Here is a 17,801-nt window from a genome sequence, read left to right as displayed (position 1 = left end):
GCCCTCCCGAGCAGGCTCTGCGTCATGAAGAACGGCAACGTCCTGATCTCCGGCGCCTCCGTCGCCGGCCCCGCGCTCGCCTACTGGCTGCGCCGCCACGGCTTCAACCCCACGATCGTGGAGCGCGCCCCCGCACTGCGCGACGGCGGCTACGCCGTCGACTTCCGCGGCGAGGCGCACCTGTCGATCCTGCGCGGCATGGGCATACTGACCGACCTCGAACGCGCCCGCACCGGCATGGGCTCCATGTCGTACGTCGACAGCGCGGGCAAACCACGGGGCGAAATGCCCGCCGACCTCTTCGCCGGGGACATCGAGATCCTCCGGGGCGACCTGGCGCGCATCCTGTACGACGCCACCAAGGAGCACACCGAGTACGTCTTCGGAGACTCCATCACCTCGCTCACCGAGGACGACCACGGCGTGACCGTCACCTTCGAACGCACCCCGCCCCGCAGGTTCGACCTGGTGATCGGCGCCGACGGGCTGCACTCCAACACCCGCCGCCTGGCGTTCGGGCCGGAGGAGCGGTTCGTCAAGCACCTCGGCGTCTACTGCGCGATCTTCACCACGGCCAACCACCTCGGGCTCGACCACACCGGGCACGCCTACCGCACCGCGGGCAGGCTGGTCGCGATGTACAGCGCCCGCCACAACACCGAGGCCAAGGCCGTCTTCTACTTCGGCTCCCCGCTGCTGGACCTCGACCGCCGCGACGTGGCCAGGCAGCAGGCAGTTCTCGCCGAGCACTTCACCGGCAACGGCTGGCAGAGCGACCGCCTGCTGCGGGACATGCGGCACGCGCCCGACTTCTACTTCGACTCGGTCGGCCAGGTCCGCATGGACTCCTGGACGCGAGGCCGGGTCGCCCTGGTCGGCGACGCCGCCTACTGCCCCTCCTCCCTGTCGGGCATGGGCACGGGGCTCGCCGTGGTCGGTGCGTACGTCCTGGCGGGAGAGCTGGCCGCCGCGCACGGCGACCACCGCGTCGCGTTCGCCCGCTACGAGGAGGAGATGCGTGAGTACGCGGCCGGCTGCCAGAAGATGGGCGACGGCGTCGCCAACCTCATGATTCCGTCAAGCCGTTTCATGGCCGGGCTGCTCAACCGCTACTACAGGCTCATGCCGTATCTGCCGGGGAAGAACCTGGTCGCCAAGATGGCCCGCAGGACCGCCGAGAACATCACGCTACGCGACTACAGGGACGTCGCCCGGCGATAGCGGTCACCGGGGGACCCACTTCCAAACAGCTGAGCGCATCTCAAATTGTGTCGCTTAGGGTGGCATCTATGGAGGCAGGCAAGGCCATCTTCGAAACAGTGGAAAAACTTCGCCAGCGGCGCACGGCCCCGCTGGTGCTGGAGCTCGATCTCACAGAGGGCCTCACCGAGGGCCCGCCGACGGACCCGCTCTCCGCGGTGCTGTCCATGCGCAAGACGCGCCTGTCCGACGTCCTGTCCGGCCTCAAGCGGGCCAGGCAGGACTCCAGGGTCAAGGCCCTGGTGGTGAAGATCGGCAGCAACCCGCTGGGCCTGGCCATGGTGCAGGAGCTGCGCCAGGCCGTGATCCACTTCAGAGCCTCGGGCAAGCTGACCGTCGCCTTCGCCGAGACGTTCGGGGAGTTCGGCGGCGGCACGGTGCCCTACTACCTGGCCTCCGCCTTCGAACGCGTCTACCTGCAGCCCAGCGGCGACGTCGGGCTGACCGGGGTGGCGCTGGAGCAGCGCTTCGTCAAGGGGGCGCTGGCCAAGCTGGGAGTGGGCTACGAGGCGGGGCAGCGGCACGAGTACAAAACCGCCGTCAACACCTTCACCCAGGACCACATGACCGACCCGCACCGCGAGTCCATGAGCCGCATCGTCGAGTCGGTCACCGAGAGCCTCATCACGGGCATCGCCGACGGGCGCCGGCTCGACCCCGGCAAGGTCCGCGAGCTGATCGACCGCGGTCCGTTCACCGCCGGCGAGGCGGAGGAGTCCGGGCTGGTCGACCGGCTCGCGTACCGGGACGAGGTGTACGACGAGGTCAAGCAGGCGGCGGGCGACGACGCGCACCTCCTGTACGTGTCCCGGTACGCCAGAGGCGCGGCCGTGAAGAAGCTGCCGCACCCGACGGCGGACGGGATCGCGCTCATCCACGGCACCGGCATGATCAGGACCGGCCGCAGCGGGCGCAGCCCGCTCGGCGGTGGCGGGGCGATGGGCTCCGACACGATCAGCGCCGCCTTCCGCGCGGCCAGGCGCGACCAGCACGTCAAGGCCGTCGTGTTCCGGGTGGACAGCCCCGGCGGCTCGTACGTGGCCTCCGACACGGTGTGGCGCGAGGTGATCCTGACGCGCAAGGTCAAGCCGGTGATCGTCTCCATGGGCGACCTGGCCGCCTCCGGCGGCTACTTCATCGCGATGGCCGCCGACGTGATCGTGGCCCAGCCCGGCACGCTGACGGGCTCGATCGGCGTGTACGGCGGCAAGCCGGTCCTTTCCGAAATGCTCGAAAAAATCGGGATAAATTCGGAAATGGTTGCCGAGGGCACCAACGCCGGCATGTTCTCCACCTCCCGCGGCTTCTCCCCCGAACAGTGGGAACGCGTGAACGCCTGGCTCGACCGGATCTACGACGACTTCGTGGGCAAGGTGGCCCAGAGCCGCGACCTCACCCGCGAGCGCGCGCACGAGCTGGCCCGCGGCCGCGTGTGGACCGGTGCTGACGCGCACGCCGGCGGGCTCGTGGACGAGCTGGGCGGCCTGGAGGACGCGCTGGCCCTGGCCAGGAAGCGCACCGGCCTCGCCGACGACGCCCCCGTCCGCACCTATCCTCGGCTCAACCCGCTGGAGCGGCTGCGCGGACCCGAGTCGAGCGAGGACAAGTCCGCCGCCCTGGCCCGGATCCGGCTCGACGCGTGGGGACCGCTCGCCCGCCTCTCCGCCGAACTCGGCCTCCCGGCCGCGGGTCCCCTTCTCCTGCCCGACTGGTACGTGATCCGCTGACCCTCGACTCGACCTGGGCCGATGTCGCGCATCACGTCCCTGCCGCACGGTAGCGGCCGCGGAGCCGTACCAGCGGTTGGAGTGAGGGGTTGACGTAAGGGACGGCGAGGACGGCGGCGACGAAGAGCGTGTGATCTCCGGCCGGGACCACCTTGGTGGTCTCGGCCTCCAGGGCGGCCACCCCGCCCTCCACCACCAGCGCGTCCGTGTGCTCGCCCCGATGGTGCGGAGTGCCCGCCAGCAGCAGCCGGGCGCTGGGCCGGCCGGCGGTGGCGAAGCGGCTGGCGATGGCCGCCTGGCCGGACGACAGGAGGGAGGCCGCCCAGCGGTCCTGGCGGAGCAGGACCTCGTTGAGGTAGCCGCCGCCGGCCAGGCTCACCAGCACGAGCGGGGGCTCCAGCGAGACCGACATCAGCGCCGACACCGTGGCGCCCAGGTCGTCGCGCCCATCGCGTACGGTCACCACCGACACCCCGGCCGCGAGCTGCGCCATCGCCTCCGTGAACTCACTCACAGGGACAGTCTCCGGTAGGTCACGGCGCAACGGGAAATGAGGGCCCCCGGACGAGGGGGCCCTCACCGATATGCGTCAGGCGAGGCCGCTGGAGGTCAGCCATTCCTTGGCCACCGTGGCGGGCTCGTCCTTGTTGACGGAGATCTTCTGCATCATGTCCAGGAGGGACTGCGTCGTCAGCTTCGCCGAGACGGCGTTCAGCGTGGTCTTGATCGTGTCGGTCGCGCCCGCCTTGAAGAGCAGCGGCGTCACGTTCTGGGCGGGGAAGATGTTCTTGGGGTCCTGCAGCGGCACGAGGTTGTTCGCCGTCATCTTGGGGTCGGTGGTGAACACGTTGCCGACCTGGATCGTGCCGTCCTTGATCGCGTCAGCGGTGGTCGGGCCCGTGGGCTTCCACTCCTTGAACTCGATCCCGTAGACCTCCTTGAAGCGCGCCTCCCACCGCTTCTTGAACTCGGGCGGGCCGCCCACGACGAAGTTCTTGGAGACCTTGGCCAGGTCCTCCATGGTGTTCAGCGACTGCTTGGTCTGGGTGTCCTTGCTGATCGACAGGCTGTCCTTGTCCTCGGCCGGCGAGGAGTCGAGGACCTCCAGCTCGGCCGGCAGCTTCTCCTTCAGCGCGGCGTTGACCTCGTCGGTGGTCGCTGCCGTGTTCTTCAGGTCGATGAAGGCCAGCAGGTTGCCGTTGTACTCGGGCACGATCGTCAGGCCGCCGCTCTTGACCTGGTCGTACACGGCCTCGCGGCTGCCGATGCGCACCTTCTCCTCGACCTGCACGCCCTTGGCCTCAAGCGCCTGGGCGTAGATGGAACTGAGCAGCGCGCTCTCGTCGAAGTCGAACGACCCGATGACGGCCTTGCCCCCGCCCCCGCCCGAAGCCGAACCACTGGGCGCCGCGCTCGAGGTGTCGAGCGGATTGCCTCCAGTGCTACCGCCGCCACCACCGCAGGCGGCCAGCCCGAGCATCGCTGACATGAGCACCGCAGCGATGCCGTACTTGCGTCCCATTTCGATTTTCCCTTCTAAAGCGGGAGGTAATAGGGGAGACTATCGAACCTTCAGCCTCCGGCTCACCCCCGGGGAGACCGTCATTCTCTGGGCGAGCGTGAACAGTACCTGCACTACGAGGGCGAACAGCACAATCAGTACTGAACCCCCGACAACGCTCGCGTAATCCTTCGTCGCGAAACCATCGATCACGTACCTTCCGAGGCCGCCGAGTCCCGTGTACGCGGCCACGGTGGTCGTGGCCACGACCTGGATCGCCGACAACCGGCAGCCCAGCAGGATCAGCGGCAGCGCGACCGGCACGAGCACCCGTCCGAGCACCTGCCCGCCGCGCAGCCCCATCCCGTACGCGGCGTCCCGCAGTTCGGGATCGACCCCCTTGATGCCCTCGAACGTGTTGACGAGGATCGGCGGGATCGAGAGCAGCACCAGCGGGATGATCACCGGCCAGATCGAGGCCGTGCCCAGCAGCAGCACGAACATCACCAGCAGGCCGAGCGTGGGCAGCGCCCTGGCCAGGTTCGCGGAGACGACGATGATCACCTCGCCCCGGCCCGTGTGGCCGATCACCAGCCCCAGCGGCACCGCGATCAGCGCGGCCAGCACCAGCGCCAGCGCCGAGAACTCGAAATGCTCCAGCAGGCGCATGGGGATGCCGGAAGAGCCGGACCAGTTGTCGGCGTTCCCGAAGAAGTCGGCCAGCCAGCCGAAGAACGCGGTCAGCCAGCTCACGAACCCGTCCCCTTTCGTGCCCGTACCCATGGAGTGAGCAGCCGCTGCGCCAGCACCAGCAGCCCGTCGGCGATCAGCGCCAGCGCCACGATCAGCACGATGCCGACGATCACGGGCGGCATGAACGGGTTCTGGTACGCCCGCGTGAACAGCCCGCCGAGCCCTCCCTGCCCGATCAGCGCGCCCACGCTGACCAGGCTGATGCTGGAGACCGCCACCACCCGCAACCCCGCCAGCACCACGGGGACGGCGATCGGGAGCTCCACCGCGATCAGCCTGCGCAGCGGCGTGAACCCCATCGCGACGGCCGACTGCCGCACGTGGTCGGGCACCGAGCCCAGACCGTCCACGACGGCGGGGATCAGCACGGCCATGCCGTAGAAGGTCAGCGGGATGATCACGGTGGCCTGCGACAGCCCGGTCACCGAGATCAGCAGCATGAAGACGGGGAGCGAGGGAAGCGCGTAGACGACGTTCATGAAGCCGGAGGTGGGCTGGTAGAGCCAGCGCCAGCGCACGCAGGCGAGCCCCAGCGGCAGCGCGACGACCAGCGCGACCAGGATCGGCACCAGGGACATGGTCAGGTGGTCGATGAGCAGGTTCTTGATGCTGTCGACCCGGCCGGTGTCCCAGTTGCGCCCGATCCACTCCCAGATGGAAGGGGGACCGTCAGCCATCTGCCGCCTCCGCGAGCGCCTCGTCGAGCGCCTCCCTCGTGGCCACGCCGACGACCTTGCCCTGCTCGTCCACGGCCACGGCGCAGCCGGACGGCGACAGCAGCGCCGCGTCGAGCGCCGTGCGCATGGAGTCACGCCCGTGCACGAAGGTCCCGTACGGCTCCAGCTCGTCGGGCCGCGACGCGGAGACCCACCCGGTCGGCCGGCCGTCCGCGTCCACGACGAGCCGCCACGGCTCGTCGTCGGCGCCGGTCAGGTCAGTATGCAACCGCAGCCCGTCCGTCGAGACGAACTGCAGCCGCCTGATCCCCCTGTCATGCCCGAGGAACTCCCGCACGAAGTCGTCGGCCGGCTCGGACAGCAGCGTCTTGGGACTGGCGATCTGCGCCAGCTTGCCGCCCACCCGCAGCACCGCCACGCGGTCGCCCAGCTTGATGGCCTCGTCGATGTCGTGGGTGACGAACACGATCGTCTTGTTCAGCTCCGACTGGAGCCTGAGCAGCTCGTCCTGCAGGCTCGTGCGCACCACCGGGTCCACCGCGCTGAACGGCTCGTCCATGAGCAGCACGGGCGGGTCCGCGGCCAGCGCCCTGGCCACGCCCACCCGCTGCTGCTGACCGCCCGAGAGCTGGAACGGGTAGCGCCCGGCGAGCGCGGGGTCGAGGCCGACGCGTTCGAGCAGCTCCATGGCCCTGGCGCGGGCCTTCTTCTTGTCCCAGCCGAGCAGGTAGGGGACGGTGGCGATGTTGTCGACGATCTTCCGGTGCGGGAACAGTCCGGCCTGCTGGATGACGTACCCGATGCCGCGCCGCAGCGTCGGCGGGTCGATGCCCTGCACGGGCGTGCCGTCGAGGAGGATCTGGCCCTCGGAGGCGTCGATCATGCGATTGATCATCCGGAGCGAGGTCGTTTTCCCGCAGCCCGAGGGGCCGACGAGCACGGTGATCTCACCCGTGGGCGCCTCGAGGTCGAGGCGGTCCACGGCGACCGTTCCGTCCGGATAGCGTTTGGTGACAGCGTCGAATGTGATCACGCGCGAACTCTCGCTTCAGGCTTCTGTGGCAGGGGTCGCAGCCCCCTGCCACGACCGCCGCATGATCTCTTGGAGACACAGACTACGGCGGTCTGAAGTGCCCTGTCGTCCCCGGTACCGCCTGAAGCGTTTCAGTTGACCTGGATATTTACCCCAAATCCGGAACTGATAGTGCGCCGGACCATGGTGTGTTGGCATGATTACCTCCACGAACATCTGACGCATACCTCCACAAGTCCTGACGCGCATCCCTCACCTCCCTCACCCTCAGCGTCCGCACAAAGCAAGAGGATCCGGCCCTGTGTCCCAGCCGCTCACCGATCAGCATCAACGCGCCGAGTTGATCGCAGAGCTCTACGACCGCCACGCCGCCGGGCTGTTCGCGTACTGCGCCGACCAGCTGGGCGACCTCGGCTCCGCGTCCGACGTCCTGGTGGCCCTGTTCTCCAGCGTCGCCGGGTTCCCCTCCCCCGCGGAGCCGCCCCGCGCCGCTCTCTACGCGTTCGCCCGCCGCGAGATCCACCGGCGGGACATCGTCTACGCGCCGCCCGCCGTCGATCCCCTGATCGACCCGGCCACCGCGCTGGTCGAGCGCACTCTGCGCGAGCTGCGCCCGCACCAGCGGGAGGTGCTGGTGCTGCGCACGGTGTGCGGGCTGAGCAAGGCGGAGCTGGCATGGGTGCTCGAGGTCGCGCCGGACACCGCCGAGGAGCTGTCGGTGGGCGCCGGCCACCACTTCAGGCAGGCCCTCGGGGCGGCGCTCGCCTCGACGGGGGTCCGCATCCCCAAGCCGGTCGCCGACGTGTACGGCGCTCTGGGGGTCGCCCCGCTCCGCGACGTACTCGGCCGCCTCCCCTGGCCCCAGCCGCCGGGCGCGCTCCGCATCCATTTCCTCGGCTCCCGTACGGCGGCCCCCGGCCCGCTGTTCGTCAAGCCCCGCTGGCCCAGCCCGCCGGTCTGGCCCCACCCCCCCATGACCGACCCGGACCCGGCGACCAGCACGGTCCTCTTCCCGGCGGAGCTCCTGACGCCACCCTCGGCTTCGCGGCCCACCGAACACGAGGCCACCACGGCCCCCATGCCCAAGCTCCGCGATTCCGCGGACTCGTCCCTGCCCCTCAGGGACCCATTGGCAGCCTTCGACGACGCGCGGCCCTACCCGTCTACCGCGGGGAGGGGCTCTGTGCCGCCTGACGAGCGCCCGTTCTTCCTGGATCCGCCCGAGCCCGCCGGCGGCCGGGAGCCTTTCGCCACCGGCGACGTGATCTTACCCAAGGACGCCCCCGAGCCCTTCGCGACGGGCGACGTGCTCTTACCCAGAGACCTCCCGAAGCCGTTCGCGGCGGACGACGGTGACATCCTCGCGCCCAGAGACGTCCTGGTGCACAAGGGCCCGGCCCGGCCGCTTCCGCAACCGCCGCGGACAGACGAGCCAACCCGCGATGCGGCACCGCTGTTCCGCCCCCGCACGAAGACCTCCAGACGCACCGATCCGGCCACCCCCGCCACCCCGGCCAGGCCCACCGAGCCGATCTACCGGCTACCTCCGCACGACGAGAAACCCTCAGCCGCCCTGCGCGAGGAGCCCTCAGTCACCTCCACCTCGCTCAGCTCGCGCACCTCGCGCGAGAAGCCCTCGACCGCGCGCGGCTCCCGCGAGAAGCCCTCGACCGCCGGCACCTCACGCCAGAAGCCACCCCAGAGCACCCCCGCTCCGCCCGCTCCATCGGCCCTGTCCGCTCCCTCGGCTCCTTCGGCTTCGCCGGCTCCACAGCCTTCTCTCCTGGCCCCGCGCCCGGTCCGTGCCCGGCCGATGCCCAAGAAGCGGCCGGAGTACCGGGCCCGGCCCGAGAAGGTACGGCGCCGCAAGGACCGGCATCTGGACTGGGCCTGGGAGGCCGTCGGGTTCCTGATCTGCGTGGCGATCGCAATGATCGTCTTCTTCTCGGTGCCCATGTTCGTGCACCCATGAGCGACCTACAGCGCAGTACGTCTGGTGTGGCGATCGCTCTGGTCCAGAAGGACTAGCAGGCGGTGGGCGGCCGTCATCACCGTGGCCGTCAGCCAGTCATACGCTCGCTGCTACGCAACCTTGATCGAGTAAGGTCCGACGCTGACGGTAATGTCCACATGTCCGCCTAGCGCGGTGGCGTAAGCGCGGAGGGTCTCCAACTCCATGGCCGCGAGGTCACCGTTCTCGATCTGAGAAACGCGGGATTGGGATACCCCCAGGATCTGGGCGACCTCAGCTTGGGTCATGCCGATGGCCTTGCGAAGCTCCTTGAGGTGATGGCCGGCTACGTAGGCATTCAGGTCCGCCCGAGCCTGTGCCTGGCGTTCGGGGTCGGCAAGTTCAGGGTGGCGGCGGCGCGCCTCGGCCTTGATGTCTTGCCAACGGCGTCCGGTGGTCATCGTCCGGCCTCCTTGTCCTTCTCTGCCCGATAGTCGGCGTAGCGGGCTTCGGCCAGTGGGATGGCTTCTTCATACCAGCGGGACCATTGTCCGGCTTTGTCCCCCGCCACAAGAAAGATCGCGGCGCGGTCTGGATCAAAGACGAACAGCATGCGGATCTCAGATCGGCCCCGGCTGCCGGGTCGAAGCTCCTTGAGGTTGTGGAGTTCACTACGTTCGACGGTGTCGACGAGGGGCCGTCCCAGTGCGGGGCCGACCTCGGCGAGTCGGTCGACGGCTTGTTCGATCAAGGCTGCGGTGTCCACGTCGGACTCGCACAGCTTGAGGAACCAGCTCTCAACCGGTTCAAGGAGAATGACGTCCCAGGCCACCTCGCCAATATAACCCTTAACTCATATCGGCGGGTCGATGTGTGTTGTCGTCAACGACGACAATCCCGCGAGCCTGTGACTCTGGGGCGTTGGCTCCCCTGGTGACGCGATATTCCCGTGGTGGGGAGAGGCATGGCAGGCCGGCCGAGCGGTAGAGCACGACGATCAGGGCCACGGGCGCGCGATGGCGCCGAAGGGCCCATGAGACGTCAGCACTCCCGCATCGCGGTGCGGGCCTGCGCGGTGGACATGGGCGGGGCAGGCAGGGGTTGGGCGGCGGTGGCGCGCAGGCCATCCAGGGCCAGGGCGAGGTGTCGCCGCCAGACTCCCGGCGCCACCTTGCGGGTGGCCCTGACGGTCGCCGCCACTCCCCAGACCACGAAGGCCATGTCAGCGAGTGTGACGTCGGCCCGCAACTCCCCGGACCGCTGGGCGCGTTCGAGGATCTCCCGCATCAGGCCGTACCCGCGATCCTCGCCCACCGCCGCCATCCGTGCGGCGAGGTCGTTGTAGCCGAGGTCGGCCGCCTGCAGTTCGCAAACGCCGGTAAGGAACCCGACGAACCCCTCCCAGGCGTTGGCCATCGCCAGCGCCTCCTCAGCCAGCCCAGTCACGGTCGCCGCCCGGTCCGCGAAGGCCGCCTCCACCAGGGCGTCCCGTGCGGGGAAGCGGTTGTAGAGCGTCCCGATGCTCACCTCGGCTGCACGTGCGATCTCTTCGAGCGGCACGTCGAGCCCTCGATCCGCGAACAGCTGCCGGGCCGCCTGCAGGAGGCGCTCGCGGTTTTGCACGGCGTCCTTGCGCATGTCCTCAAGCTTAGCTAACTTGAGGGCCATCTCAACTTGAGGAGGACCTCAACTTATGGCCCGTACCATCGTGATAACCGGCGGCACGAGCGGCATCGGCAAAGCCCTGGGCCGCCACTACGCCGAGCGCGGCGATCAGGTCGTGGCCGTGGGCAGCAGCAAGGAGGGCGGGCGGCGCCTGCGTGAGGAAGTGCCGAAGGCCCACTTCGTCAGATGTGACCTCAGCTCCCTCCGCCAGACCCGCGACCTGGTGGAACGTCTCAATACCGAGCACCCCGTGATCGACGCGTTGGTACTCGCCGCCTTCCGGTTCAACCCGACGCGAGTCGAGACCGAGGAGGGTTTCGAGCACACCTTTGCCCTTTACGTGCTCAACCGCTGGCTCATGGTCGAAGGACTGCGTGACCCGCTGGAGAACGCGTCGGCACCGGTGATCATCAACCTGTGCGGCGCAGGGCAGGGCGGCCAGATCCACTGGGACGACCTCCAGCTGAAGGACAAGTACCGGGCGGTCACCGCAACCATGCAGGGAGCCAGGGCCAGCGAGCTACTGGGGGCGGCCTACGCCCCTCAGCGGACGAAGTACATGCTCTATAACCCGGTGTTCGTGGCGACAGGGCTGCACGAGCCCTTCAATCAGCCGCTTCGCAGCATCGTACGGGTGGCATCGGCGGTATTCGCCCAGCCGGTGGCCAAGGCCGTGCCACCGATCGCCGCGCTCGTCGACCATCCGCCGGCCGAGCCACTCACCGCCTGGAAGCAGGGGAAGATCATTGATCTTGACGTGGATCGGAACGAGGCGCGGCGTTTCGAGGAAATCATCCGCACCCTGACCCAGTCGGCCCTCCCTTAGAAGCTCTGGCGAGGTGCTGCTGTTCGCTCCCGGGCCGATGTCGCCGCTGGCCAGGCTCCCGATGGTACGGTGGCCGTGATCGGTGCGGTTCCGAGCCGACAGCGCGGTCGATTCCCGTACCCGCTCCACGTCTTCCAGTTAGCCGATGGTCGATGTCAGCCCTAAGCGAGGGAGACCGGCGTGGCAACCCCTCCCTGGTATGAGTCGCTTCCCGAAGCCATGAGCGAAGCAGAGTATCGAGCGTTGCCGGAGGACGTCGCCAGGAGCATCGAGGTGGTCCACGGGCATGTGATCAAGTGCGAGTCACCCGCGCCACAGCACAACCGCATAGCCCGTCGTCTCGCCGGCTCACTGGAAGCCGCTCGCCCGATAAGCGGCCCGTGCCTCAGCGTTGAGACCGACATCGACGTGGTGCTCTGGCGGGTTCCCAAGTTCACCTTCCGACATCCAGATGTGGTGGTCTACAGGTGTTTGGACGACCCCGGCCAGAAGCCGGATGCGTCCCAGACCCTGGCCGTCGTCGAGGTCTCCTCACCCGGGACCGTCCGTGAAGATCTCACCGACAAACGCACGCAGTATGCCGCCGCCGGCATCCCGCTCTACCTGCTCATCCTGCTGGACGAGAAGTACGAGATCATCGAGGTGAAGGAGTTCCATCTCGATGCCGTAGCCTCCGAATACAGGCTTCATCGGGTACACCAGGCAGACCTCGAGCTGGAACTCCCCATCAGGGTGACTATCCCGTTTCTCGTACTGACCGCTCCCTAAAACCTCGCTCCCTGCGCCCGTCGGGTGCCCATTCGCCCGGCGCCCAGCGTCATGAGGTCCTTGTACGGGCGACACCGGAATACGGGGAACCAGGCCGCCGCCGAGCTGACCGCGAGCGCGCAAGCTCACCGAACGAAGACCGTCGGGTCCTGTCTTCGCTGTTCTGGGTGCACATCAACCCGTACGGCAGGTGCCTGCTCGATGCCACGGCGTGCCGGTGAGTTTGCGCATCACCTCGTAGACCTGCTGCAGGGCCAGCGGGGCGGTGGGGAGCGGCTGCGCGGCTTCAGCGCGCAGGCCGTCCAGGGCGAAGGCGACGCCTCGGCGCCCAGGCATCGGGGCGATGTCCTTGACGGACCGCCAGCGGGGCGTAGGCGCCGAAGACGAACAGCAGGTCCTCGCCGGCGAAGTCGGCGCGCAGGGCACCGGCCTGCTGCGCAAGCGTCTCGATGTAGCAGGCGAAGCCGTCCCAGGCATCGTCGTGGAGCCAGGGCCTGCCGGGCGACCTCGTCGATCCGGAGCTCGCCGAGCATCACTGGGACATGTACACCCGGCGCGACCGCGTCGAGCAGGCCCACCCGGAGGTGTTGACCCCGAAGCCCGCCACCACCGCGCGGAGCCCGCAGGCTGACGCCATCGCGCAGCAGGCACGGGTGCTGAGTTCCACAGGCTCCTCATCCAGCGCCGTGAGCTGCCGCCGCGGTTGGGGTACTCGCCCATCGAGCCGTTGACCTTGGCGGCCGGTACGACGTCGTCGCGCCGGCCTTGAGAGCCTTGCCGACGATCTCCTCGGATTCGCCGCGAGGTCCATACACGTCGGCGGTGTCCACGAAGCTGATCCCCGCGTCCAGTGCCCGGCGGACGATCCGGACGCGTCGTCGTGGTCAGGGTTCCCGACTCGGCCGAACATCAAGGTGCCGAGTCAGTAGGCGCTGACCTGGTTCCCGGTCCGGCCCAAGGGGCGCATCTTCACTGCTACGTCCTTGCTTTCGAGTAGTGGGGTGGATGGGGCGGCGGCTGCCCACCGCCCTGCGGCTCCGGGGTCAGGACGCGTTGTACTCGCTGACGACGTCCACGACCCACGTGACGCCGAACCGGTCCTTCAGCATCCCGTAGAGGGGCGCCCACTGCGCGGGCCCCAGCGGCTGCAGGACGGTCGCGCCGTCGGAGAGCTTCTCCCAGTACGAGCTGATCTCCTCGGTCGCTTCACCCCGGAGTGAGACGAAGAACGCGTTCTCGCCCTGATCCCAGGACAGGCGCGAGGGCACGTCGTAGGCCATCACGCGAAAGCCGCTGTCGGCGGCCACCTGGCCCCACATCACCTGGTCGGCCTCGGACGTCTCCTGGACGTTCCCGGCGTCCTTGTACGTGACCACGGCCACGTCCCCGCCGAAGACGGACTGGTAGAACGTGAGCGCCGCGCGGGCGTCACCCCGGAAGTTCAGGTGGGTCACAACATTGACGGACATAATGCGGTCCTTGCCTTTCGATTCCTGCCATCTGGGCGGTCTTACGCGTCGCCATCGACGTCCGATCGTCCTGTCGACCGCAGGACCGGTGCGTTGCGGTGGCGGGAGCTTGCTCCCCCCGCGCCACCGACGACGATCGGCTCGCCCGGCCCTTGCCGGTGACCACCGTGACAGGCGAAGCGGACAGGGTGTGGCCGTTACTTGGGGCCAATGTGGGGGCCATGCCGAAAACTTCAGCGCGGCTGCTGGCGTTGCTCTCGTTGCTGCAGGTGCGCGGGGGCTGGCCGGAGGCGCTGCTGGCCGAGGGGCTGGACATCAGCCCGCGTACTGTGCGGCGTGACGTCAACCGCCTGCACGGAACGCCACCCGTGTCGGCCACTCCAGGCAAGATCCGACGTTGGGCATGGGGTGCGGCCGCCGTGTCCCGACGGTCGTCCGGCCCCGGAGCATCCAGCTCCGCCCGAGCCACCCCGCGATCGCGCCTGCTCACGGACGAACGCCGCAGGCCGGTCGGCGGGCGGAGCCCGACGATCAGCGCCGTGTCATGCCGCCCTGCGACCGCTTGGCCAGGCCCTACGGGAGCACGGACGTATTCGGCATGACCACGACCGGATTCCGGTCGATCAGCCGGCGTTGCTGGCGACGTGCCCGGCCTGATGCTGCAGTGGCCTGAGCTGGCTCGCGCTGCAGCTGACCACGTGGAGCCCTCGGAATAGACCGCGGCAGGGCACTGTTACGCCGACAAGTTTAGAATTCAACTACTCACCCGGGAATTGTCATGGACATCGCTTTCATGGTCGTCATGAGTGTCATCGTGGGCGGCCTCCTCACCGGTGCGGTGGCCGCCGGTGTGCTGAGCGGCATCAGGGACCGGCAGTGGCCAGTGCTCTGGCGGCGGCGCGTCGTCTACCGCGGCTTCGTGCCCCGCTGAGGCGAGTACAGAGGACGTCTCTCACCCCAGGCCCTTACCGACGAGTTCCTGCTCGTCCCGCCGGGCCTGACCTCGGCGGCGGGAAGCTCGCCCGCCGTATCGGTAGGCCAGGCTGTGCAGGGCCGCTGGCGCGCGGGTTCAATGACGGCCAGCGCTGGATCTAGGGACGAGCCAAGACACTGATCGGCAACGGGCCGCGGGTGTGATGCAGGTCGAGCAGTACCGGCCCTCAAACGTCAGAGACGAGCGTCAGGCGTTGATCGACGTGCCGAGGGCGCTGCCCGCCAGCCAGTCCTCCCATGACTTGTCCCACGGCGTCGGACCGTTGCCGAACTGGAGCTTGCGCGACGTCCCCGCGACCTTGATGATGTCCCCCCGCTGCGTGAAGTTGTAGAACCAACGAGCGTTGGCGGGGCTGGCGTTCACGCATCCGTGGCTGACGTTGCGGTTGCCCTGCGCGCCGGTCGACCAGGGTGCCGCGTGGAAGAACGTGCCGCTGTAGGTCATCCTGACGTTCCACTTGGTGTGCGCGAAGTACTCGCCCGGCCTGCCGATGGTGGCCGAGTCCATGAGCATGTCCGCGACCTTCTCCTGGGCGATCATGATGCCGGAATAGCTCTCGTCCCCCGGCTTCCCCAGGCTGACCGGGATGGTCTTGACGACCTCACCGTTCTCCCGCACGACCGCCTTGTGGGTCGAGTTGCGGATCTTGGTGATGTGCTCGGGACCGACGGTGAAGGTCAGGCTGCGGTCCTTGGTGCCCCACAGATTCTGTCCTACCCGCAGCCCGGCCAGATGGGCGACCACTGTGACCTTTTCGCCGACCGGCCAGTACTCCCGCGGCCTGAACTGGACCTCCCGGTCGCTCACCCAGCTCCACGCGCCCTCGACCGGCTTGGACATCCGCACCTCCAGCGACCGCTCGACCGCGGCCCGGTCCTGGCGCGCGGTGACCGGCTGCGAGAGCAGGAGCTGCACCGGCATCCCGACGCCGACCTTCTCGCCGTCCAGCGGCGACATGCCGCTCTCAAGCACCCGCTTCGGCTTGAGCGTGGTGAACTTGGCCTGCGCCGTGACCGGCTTTCCGTCCGTGCCGGTGGCCTGCACGCTCACCGTGTACGCCGTTGACGGCTTCAACGGCCACCTGGGCCGCCAGGTCCCGTCCGCGCCCGCGCTCCCGCTCACCTCGCGTCCCTTGGCGTCCGCGACGGTCACCTTGGTGACCTTGCCGTCGGTGACCTTGACGCCGATCCCGGTATCGGGGGCGACCTTCTCCGTGCCGTCGGCGGGCATGATCGACAGCTTGGCCGCCAGGCCCTGCTCCTGCTGCTTCTCGGACGGCGTGTTGGAGCCGCCCCAGGTGCAGCCTGCGGCCAGGAGCAGCAGCACCGTGAACGTGCTGACGAGTACGGTCCCGCCATTTCGCATCGCCGACGCCTCCAGTCCCCCGACAAATAGGCGTATTTCAGACTAGGGAGTCTGCTATGACACGGAGAGCGTTATGCCCGTAACTGTAGGTAATCATGCATAGATGCCGCAACGAATGAGGACTCGATGCGAGATCGCCCAGAACGAGACGTATTGCCGGAGACTCCGGAGCCGACCGACGCCATCAGCCGGCAGCGCCGGCGCCGCGATAACAGCAGGCTTCCGGGGTGGTGGGCCATGTGGCCAGCCACCACCGTACGTTGACCGAGCGATCACGGGTCAGGCGTCGCAGTTCACCATGAGGGATCGCCCGCTCTGAGCTGCGGAGATGCTTCGAGGTGTCAGCGCTATCCGCAAGATCATCTCGCTCGCGTCCCCGAACCCGTCCAAGCGCGAATTCGCTCCGGGTTGATTGATCACATCTTCGGTACTGGAGCTCTCTACGGGATCAATGGTTAACGGAATGCCTAAACGAGCTCAGATGGTCATTATGCAACCTCGGTTGCCTTACATCGTGCAACCTCGGTAGCCTACACTGATGATGAGGAAGCGGGATCTGGAGCGGCGGATGCGCAAGCTCGCCAAGGAGTATGGCGTACCCGTTCACTCCACCGAAGGCGGCAGCCACACCAAGTGGCATGCCGGTTCGGAGGCGATGCCCGTACCTCGCCACTCGGAGGTCAACGAGCGCACGGCGAAAGGAATCCTGGAGAACTGGGAGAGCATCCTCGCTGAGGTCGCGAAGGAGCAGGAGGAGCAGTGAGCAAGCGCGACGCCTACACCATCACCGCCAGCAGGAGTGACGGCTGGTGGGCTTTGACCATCTCCGGACCGGGCCTCAAGCGCAGCTACCACACACAGGTGAAGCGCTTGGAGCAAGCTGAGGAGATGGCGCGTGACCTGGTGGCCACGATGCTGGATGTGGACGTCTCCGAGATTGACGCCGGCTTCGAATTGACTGTGGCCGACGATGAAGTGGCTACAGAACTGGAGGCCACGCTGGTGACCCGCCTCGCGGCGACTCTCGTCAAACAAAAGGCTGCAGAAGCGACGCAAGCTACGGTGGCTGATCTGGCGCGAAGAGGTTACGTTCACCGCGACATTGGTTACCTGCTTGGCATGTCACATCAGGCCGTTGGGAAGCTGCTGAACGAGGCGGAGAGGGAGACGGCCGCTTCTGCGGACGATGCCGGCACACGTTCCCAAGCGCTTTCCTCCCTTAAGGATCGGCTTGCCATGACGCATGACACGGAGGCGCTGTTCAAGTCTTATCTGCTCGATGCGGCCGAAGGTGATCCAATGGATCTCAAGCTGGACAGACTTAGGGCGCTGGGGGAGCGGCTGCGCCATCGCAGACGGCGGAAGCTGACAGACGCCTGAGCGCGCAACTATCGGTCATGTCCCCCATGGAGTGGTGCAAATCGGGAGTACGGACCTCGGTGCCGCGGAGCGGGTTCGTGGGGCCAGATCCAGCAAGCTAACCCGATAATCGGGCAAGGCGGGCAACCTCCTGGCGAGCGCGGCGAGCGGGGTTTTCGGGTGGGCTCCAGCAGGCCAACCCGGTAACCAGGTAAGGGGCGGGCGATGGCGCCGCAAGGCGCGGGGGTTGCGCCGCCAGGCGCCTGAATAAGGAACGCCTGAGCCCTTCGGCGCGAAGCGCCTCCCCCGCGAAGACCTTTTGCTCGGGGCGGGGGGTCCAGCAGGCCGACCACCCAGACGGGCAACGGGATGCTCCTATGTCTTGTCAACAGTCAGAAGCGGGTTTGGTCGCTGGTTCGTGGCCGTGGGTGAGAATACGGAAGACGTCGCGGG

The 17,801-nt window shown here is 68.0% G+C and carries 22 protein-coding genes; 9 read left to right on the top strand and 13 right to left on the bottom strand.

Annotation, left to right across the window (positions count from 1 at the left end; translation table 11 throughout):
* Nucleotides 1-24 precede the first annotated feature (24 nt).
* Both ACIBVN_RS35615 and sppA read left to right on the top strand, forming a co-directional pair.
* Nucleotides 25-1,221, top strand: coding sequence for an FAD-dependent monooxygenase (locus ACIBVN_RS35615; protein ID WP_397144084.1), 1,197 nt, complete (start codon nucleotides 25-27; stop codon nucleotides 1,219-1,221).
* 68 nt (nucleotides 1,222-1,289) lie between these two features.
* Nucleotides 1,290-2,987, top strand: coding sequence for a signal peptide peptidase SppA (gene sppA, locus ACIBVN_RS35610; RefSeq protein WP_397144082.1), 1,698 nt, complete (start codon nucleotides 1,290-1,292; stop codon nucleotides 2,985-2,987).
* A 31-nt stretch (nucleotides 2,988-3,018) separates the two neighbouring features.
* Here the strand turns inward: sppA and ACIBVN_RS35605 are convergent, their stop codons facing one another.
* The 5 genes from ACIBVN_RS35605 to ACIBVN_RS35585 all read right to left on the bottom strand — a co-directional run bounded on the left by ACIBVN_RS35605 (nucleotide 3,019) and on the right by ACIBVN_RS35585 (nucleotide 6,951).
* Nucleotides 3,019-3,501, bottom strand: coding sequence for a flavin reductase family protein (locus tag ACIBVN_RS35605; protein ID WP_397144081.1), 483 nt, complete (start codon nucleotides 3,499-3,501; stop codon nucleotides 3,019-3,021).
* Between the two features lie 75 nt (nucleotides 3,502-3,576).
* Nucleotides 3,577-4,509, bottom strand: coding sequence for an ABC transporter substrate-binding protein (locus tag ACIBVN_RS35600; protein WP_397144079.1), 933 nt, complete (start codon nucleotides 4,507-4,509; stop codon nucleotides 3,577-3,579).
* A gap of 39 nt (nucleotides 4,510-4,548) precedes the next feature.
* Nucleotides 4,549-5,241, bottom strand: a complete 693-nt coding sequence (locus ACIBVN_RS35595; RefSeq protein WP_397144077.1) for an ABC transporter permease — start codon at nucleotides 5,239-5,241, stop codon at nucleotides 4,549-4,551.
* A complete protein-coding gene (locus ACIBVN_RS35590) occupies nucleotides 5,238-5,918 on the bottom strand; it encodes an ABC transporter permease (protein WP_397144075.1) in 681 nt (226 codons plus the stop codon). Before ACIBVN_RS35590 ends, ACIBVN_RS35595 begins: the two co-directional genes overlap by 4 nt.
* A complete protein-coding gene (locus tag ACIBVN_RS35585; protein WP_397144073.1) occupies nucleotides 5,911-6,951 on the bottom strand; it encodes an ABC transporter ATP-binding protein in 1,041 nt (346 codons plus the stop codon). Before ACIBVN_RS35585 ends, ACIBVN_RS35590 begins: the two co-directional genes overlap by 8 nt.
* A 301-nt stretch (nucleotides 6,952-7,252) precedes the next feature.
* Between ACIBVN_RS35585 and ACIBVN_RS35580 the strand changes: the two genes are divergently transcribed.
* A complete protein-coding gene (locus ACIBVN_RS35580) occupies nucleotides 7,253-8,923 on the top strand; it encodes a hypothetical protein (RefSeq protein ID WP_397144071.1) in 1,671 nt (556 codons plus the stop codon).
* 110 nt (nucleotides 8,924-9,033) lie between these two features.
* Here ACIBVN_RS35580 and ACIBVN_RS35575 read toward each other — a convergent pair whose 3' ends face one another.
* The 3 genes from ACIBVN_RS35575 to ACIBVN_RS35565 form a co-directional block, all read right to left on the bottom strand.
* Entirely contained in the window at nucleotides 9,034-9,363 is a 330-nt protein-coding gene (locus ACIBVN_RS35575; RefSeq protein WP_397144069.1) for a helix-turn-helix domain-containing protein, read from the bottom strand.
* The gene (locus tag ACIBVN_RS35570; protein WP_397144067.1) at nucleotides 9,360-9,734 is read right to left on the bottom strand and encodes a type II toxin-antitoxin system RelE/ParE family toxin; all 375 of its coding nucleotides are present in this window, start codon (nucleotides 9,732-9,734) and stop codon (nucleotides 9,360-9,362) included. The genes ACIBVN_RS35575 and ACIBVN_RS35570 overlap by 4 nt, the downstream gene beginning before the upstream one ends.
* Nucleotides 9,735-9,943: 209 nt before the next feature.
* A complete protein-coding gene (locus ACIBVN_RS35565; protein WP_397144065.1) occupies nucleotides 9,944-10,540 on the bottom strand; it encodes a TetR/AcrR family transcriptional regulator in 597 nt (198 codons plus the stop codon).
* A gap of 55 nt (nucleotides 10,541-10,595) precedes the next feature.
* On the opposite strand from ACIBVN_RS35565, the gene ACIBVN_RS35560 reads away from it, so the two are divergent.
* The gene (locus ACIBVN_RS35560) at nucleotides 10,596-11,393 is read left to right on the top strand and encodes an SDR family NAD(P)-dependent oxidoreductase (protein ID WP_397144063.1); all 798 of its coding nucleotides are present in this window, start codon (nucleotides 10,596-10,598) and stop codon (nucleotides 11,391-11,393) included.
* Nucleotides 11,394-11,573: 180 nt separating this feature from the next.
* A complete protein-coding gene (locus ACIBVN_RS35555) occupies nucleotides 11,574-12,161 on the top strand; it encodes a Uma2 family endonuclease (protein ID WP_397144061.1) in 588 nt (195 codons plus the stop codon).
* A 174-nt stretch (nucleotides 12,162-12,335) separates the two neighbouring features.
* Here ACIBVN_RS35555 and ACIBVN_RS35550 read toward each other — a convergent pair whose 3' ends face one another.
* From ACIBVN_RS35550 to ACIBVN_RS35535, 4 genes are all read right to left on the bottom strand, one after another.
* The gene (locus tag ACIBVN_RS35550; RefSeq protein WP_397144059.1) at nucleotides 12,336-12,497 is read right to left on the bottom strand and encodes a hypothetical protein; all 162 of its coding nucleotides are present in this window, start codon (nucleotides 12,495-12,497) and stop codon (nucleotides 12,336-12,338) included.
* Nucleotides 12,498-12,693: 196 nt separating this feature from the next.
* Complete coding sequence (locus ACIBVN_RS35545) at nucleotides 12,694-12,828, bottom strand: hypothetical protein (RefSeq protein ID WP_397144057.1); 135 nt, start codon at nucleotides 12,826-12,828, stop codon at nucleotides 12,694-12,696.
* Between the two features lie 7 nt (nucleotides 12,829-12,835).
* Nucleotides 12,836-12,991 (bottom strand): hypothetical protein, encoded by a 156-nt coding sequence (locus ACIBVN_RS35540; RefSeq protein ID WP_397144055.1) that lies wholly within the window; start codon nucleotides 12,989-12,991, stop codon nucleotides 12,836-12,838.
* Between the two features lie 213 nt (nucleotides 12,992-13,204).
* On the bottom strand, nucleotides 13,205-13,630 hold the full coding sequence (locus ACIBVN_RS35535; RefSeq protein WP_397144053.1) for a VOC family protein: 426 nt from the start codon (nucleotides 13,628-13,630) through the stop codon (nucleotides 13,205-13,207).
* A 221-nt stretch (nucleotides 13,631-13,851) separates the two neighbouring features.
* Here ACIBVN_RS35535 and ACIBVN_RS35530 point away from each other — a divergent pair, with 221 nt between their 5' ends.
* Together ACIBVN_RS35530 and ACIBVN_RS35525 are read left to right on the top strand one after the other, a co-directional pair.
* Nucleotides 13,852-14,232 (top strand): HTH domain-containing protein, encoded by a 381-nt coding sequence (locus tag ACIBVN_RS35530; protein ID WP_397144051.1) that lies wholly within the window; start codon nucleotides 13,852-13,854, stop codon nucleotides 14,230-14,232.
* A 176-nt stretch (nucleotides 14,233-14,408) separates the two neighbouring features.
* A complete protein-coding gene (locus ACIBVN_RS35525; protein ID WP_397144049.1) occupies nucleotides 14,409-14,561 on the top strand; it encodes a hypothetical protein in 153 nt (50 codons plus the stop codon).
* Between the two features lie 249 nt (nucleotides 14,562-14,810).
* Here ACIBVN_RS35525 and ACIBVN_RS35520 read toward each other — a convergent pair whose 3' ends face one another.
* Nucleotides 14,811-15,989: an Ig-like domain-containing protein gene (locus ACIBVN_RS35520; RefSeq protein ID WP_397144047.1), complete on the bottom strand. Its 1,179-nt coding sequence runs from the start codon at nucleotides 15,987-15,989 to the stop codon at nucleotides 14,811-14,813.
* Nucleotides 15,990-16,527: 538 nt separating this feature from the next.
* Here ACIBVN_RS35520 and ACIBVN_RS35515 point away from each other — a divergent pair.
* Both ACIBVN_RS35515 and ACIBVN_RS35510 read left to right on the top strand, forming a co-directional pair.
* Nucleotides 16,528-16,752, top strand: a complete 225-nt coding sequence (locus ACIBVN_RS35515; RefSeq protein WP_349450737.1) for a hypothetical protein — start codon at nucleotides 16,528-16,530, stop codon at nucleotides 16,750-16,752.
* The gene (locus ACIBVN_RS35510; protein WP_397144044.1) at nucleotides 16,749-17,369 is read left to right on the top strand and encodes a hypothetical protein; all 621 of its coding nucleotides are present in this window, start codon (nucleotides 16,749-16,751) and stop codon (nucleotides 17,367-17,369) included. Before ACIBVN_RS35515 ends, ACIBVN_RS35510 begins: the two co-directional genes overlap by 4 nt.
* Nucleotides 17,370-17,801: the final 432 nt, after the last annotated feature.

Origin of the sequence: Nonomuraea sp. NPDC049400, assembly GCF_044466425.1 — a bacterium.
GTDB lineage: Bacteria > Actinomycetota > Actinomycetes > Streptosporangiales > Streptosporangiaceae > Nonomuraea.
This window is presented reverse-complemented; position numbering and strand designations above follow the sequence as displayed.

Bases quoted from the DNA above. Each gene is read 5' to 3' on its own strand.
- ACIBVN_RS35520 (WP_397144047.1), bottom strand. From the start codon at position 15,989: ATGCGAAATGGCGGGACCGTACTCGTCAGCACGTTCACGGTGCTGCTG.
- ACIBVN_RS35560 (WP_397144063.1), top strand. From the start codon at position 10,596: ATGGCCCGTACCATCGTGATAACCGGCGGCACGAGCGGCATCGGCAAA.
- ACIBVN_RS35615 (WP_397144084.1), top strand. From the start codon at position 25: ATGAAGAACGGCAACGTCCTGATCTCCGGCGCCTCCGTCGCCGGCCCC.
- ACIBVN_RS35590 (WP_397144075.1), bottom strand. From the start codon at position 5,918: ATGGCTGACGGTCCCCCTTCCATCTGGGAGTGGATCGGGCGCAACTGG.
- ACIBVN_RS35530 (WP_397144051.1), top strand. From the start codon at position 13,852: ATGCCGAAAACTTCAGCGCGGCTGCTGGCGTTGCTCTCGTTGCTGCAG.
- ACIBVN_RS35600 (WP_397144079.1), bottom strand. From the start codon at position 4,509: ATGGGACGCAAGTACGGCATCGCTGCGGTGCTCATGTCAGCGATGCTC.
- ACIBVN_RS35550 (WP_397144059.1), bottom strand. From the start codon at position 12,497: ATGCCTGGGCGCCGAGGCGTCGCCTTCGCCCTGGACGGCCTGCGCGCT.
- ACIBVN_RS35565 (WP_397144065.1), bottom strand. From the start codon at position 10,540: ATGCGCAAGGACGCCGTGCAAAACCGCGAGCGCCTCCTGCAGGCGGCC.
- ACIBVN_RS35515 (WP_349450737.1), top strand. From the start codon at position 16,528: ATGATGAGGAAGCGGGATCTGGAGCGGCGGATGCGCAAGCTCGCCAAG.
- ACIBVN_RS35575 (WP_397144069.1), bottom strand. From the start codon at position 9,363: ATGACCACCGGACGCCGTTGGCAAGACATCAAGGCCGAGGCGCGCCGC.
- sppA (WP_397144082.1), top strand. From the start codon at position 1,290: ATGGAGGCAGGCAAGGCCATCTTCGAAACAGTGGAAAAACTTCGCCAG.
- ACIBVN_RS35535 (WP_397144053.1), bottom strand. From the start codon at position 13,630: ATGTCCGTCAATGTTGTGACCCACCTGAACTTCCGGGGTGACGCCCGC.
- ACIBVN_RS35525 (WP_397144049.1), top strand. From the start codon at position 14,409: ATGGACATCGCTTTCATGGTCGTCATGAGTGTCATCGTGGGCGGCCTC.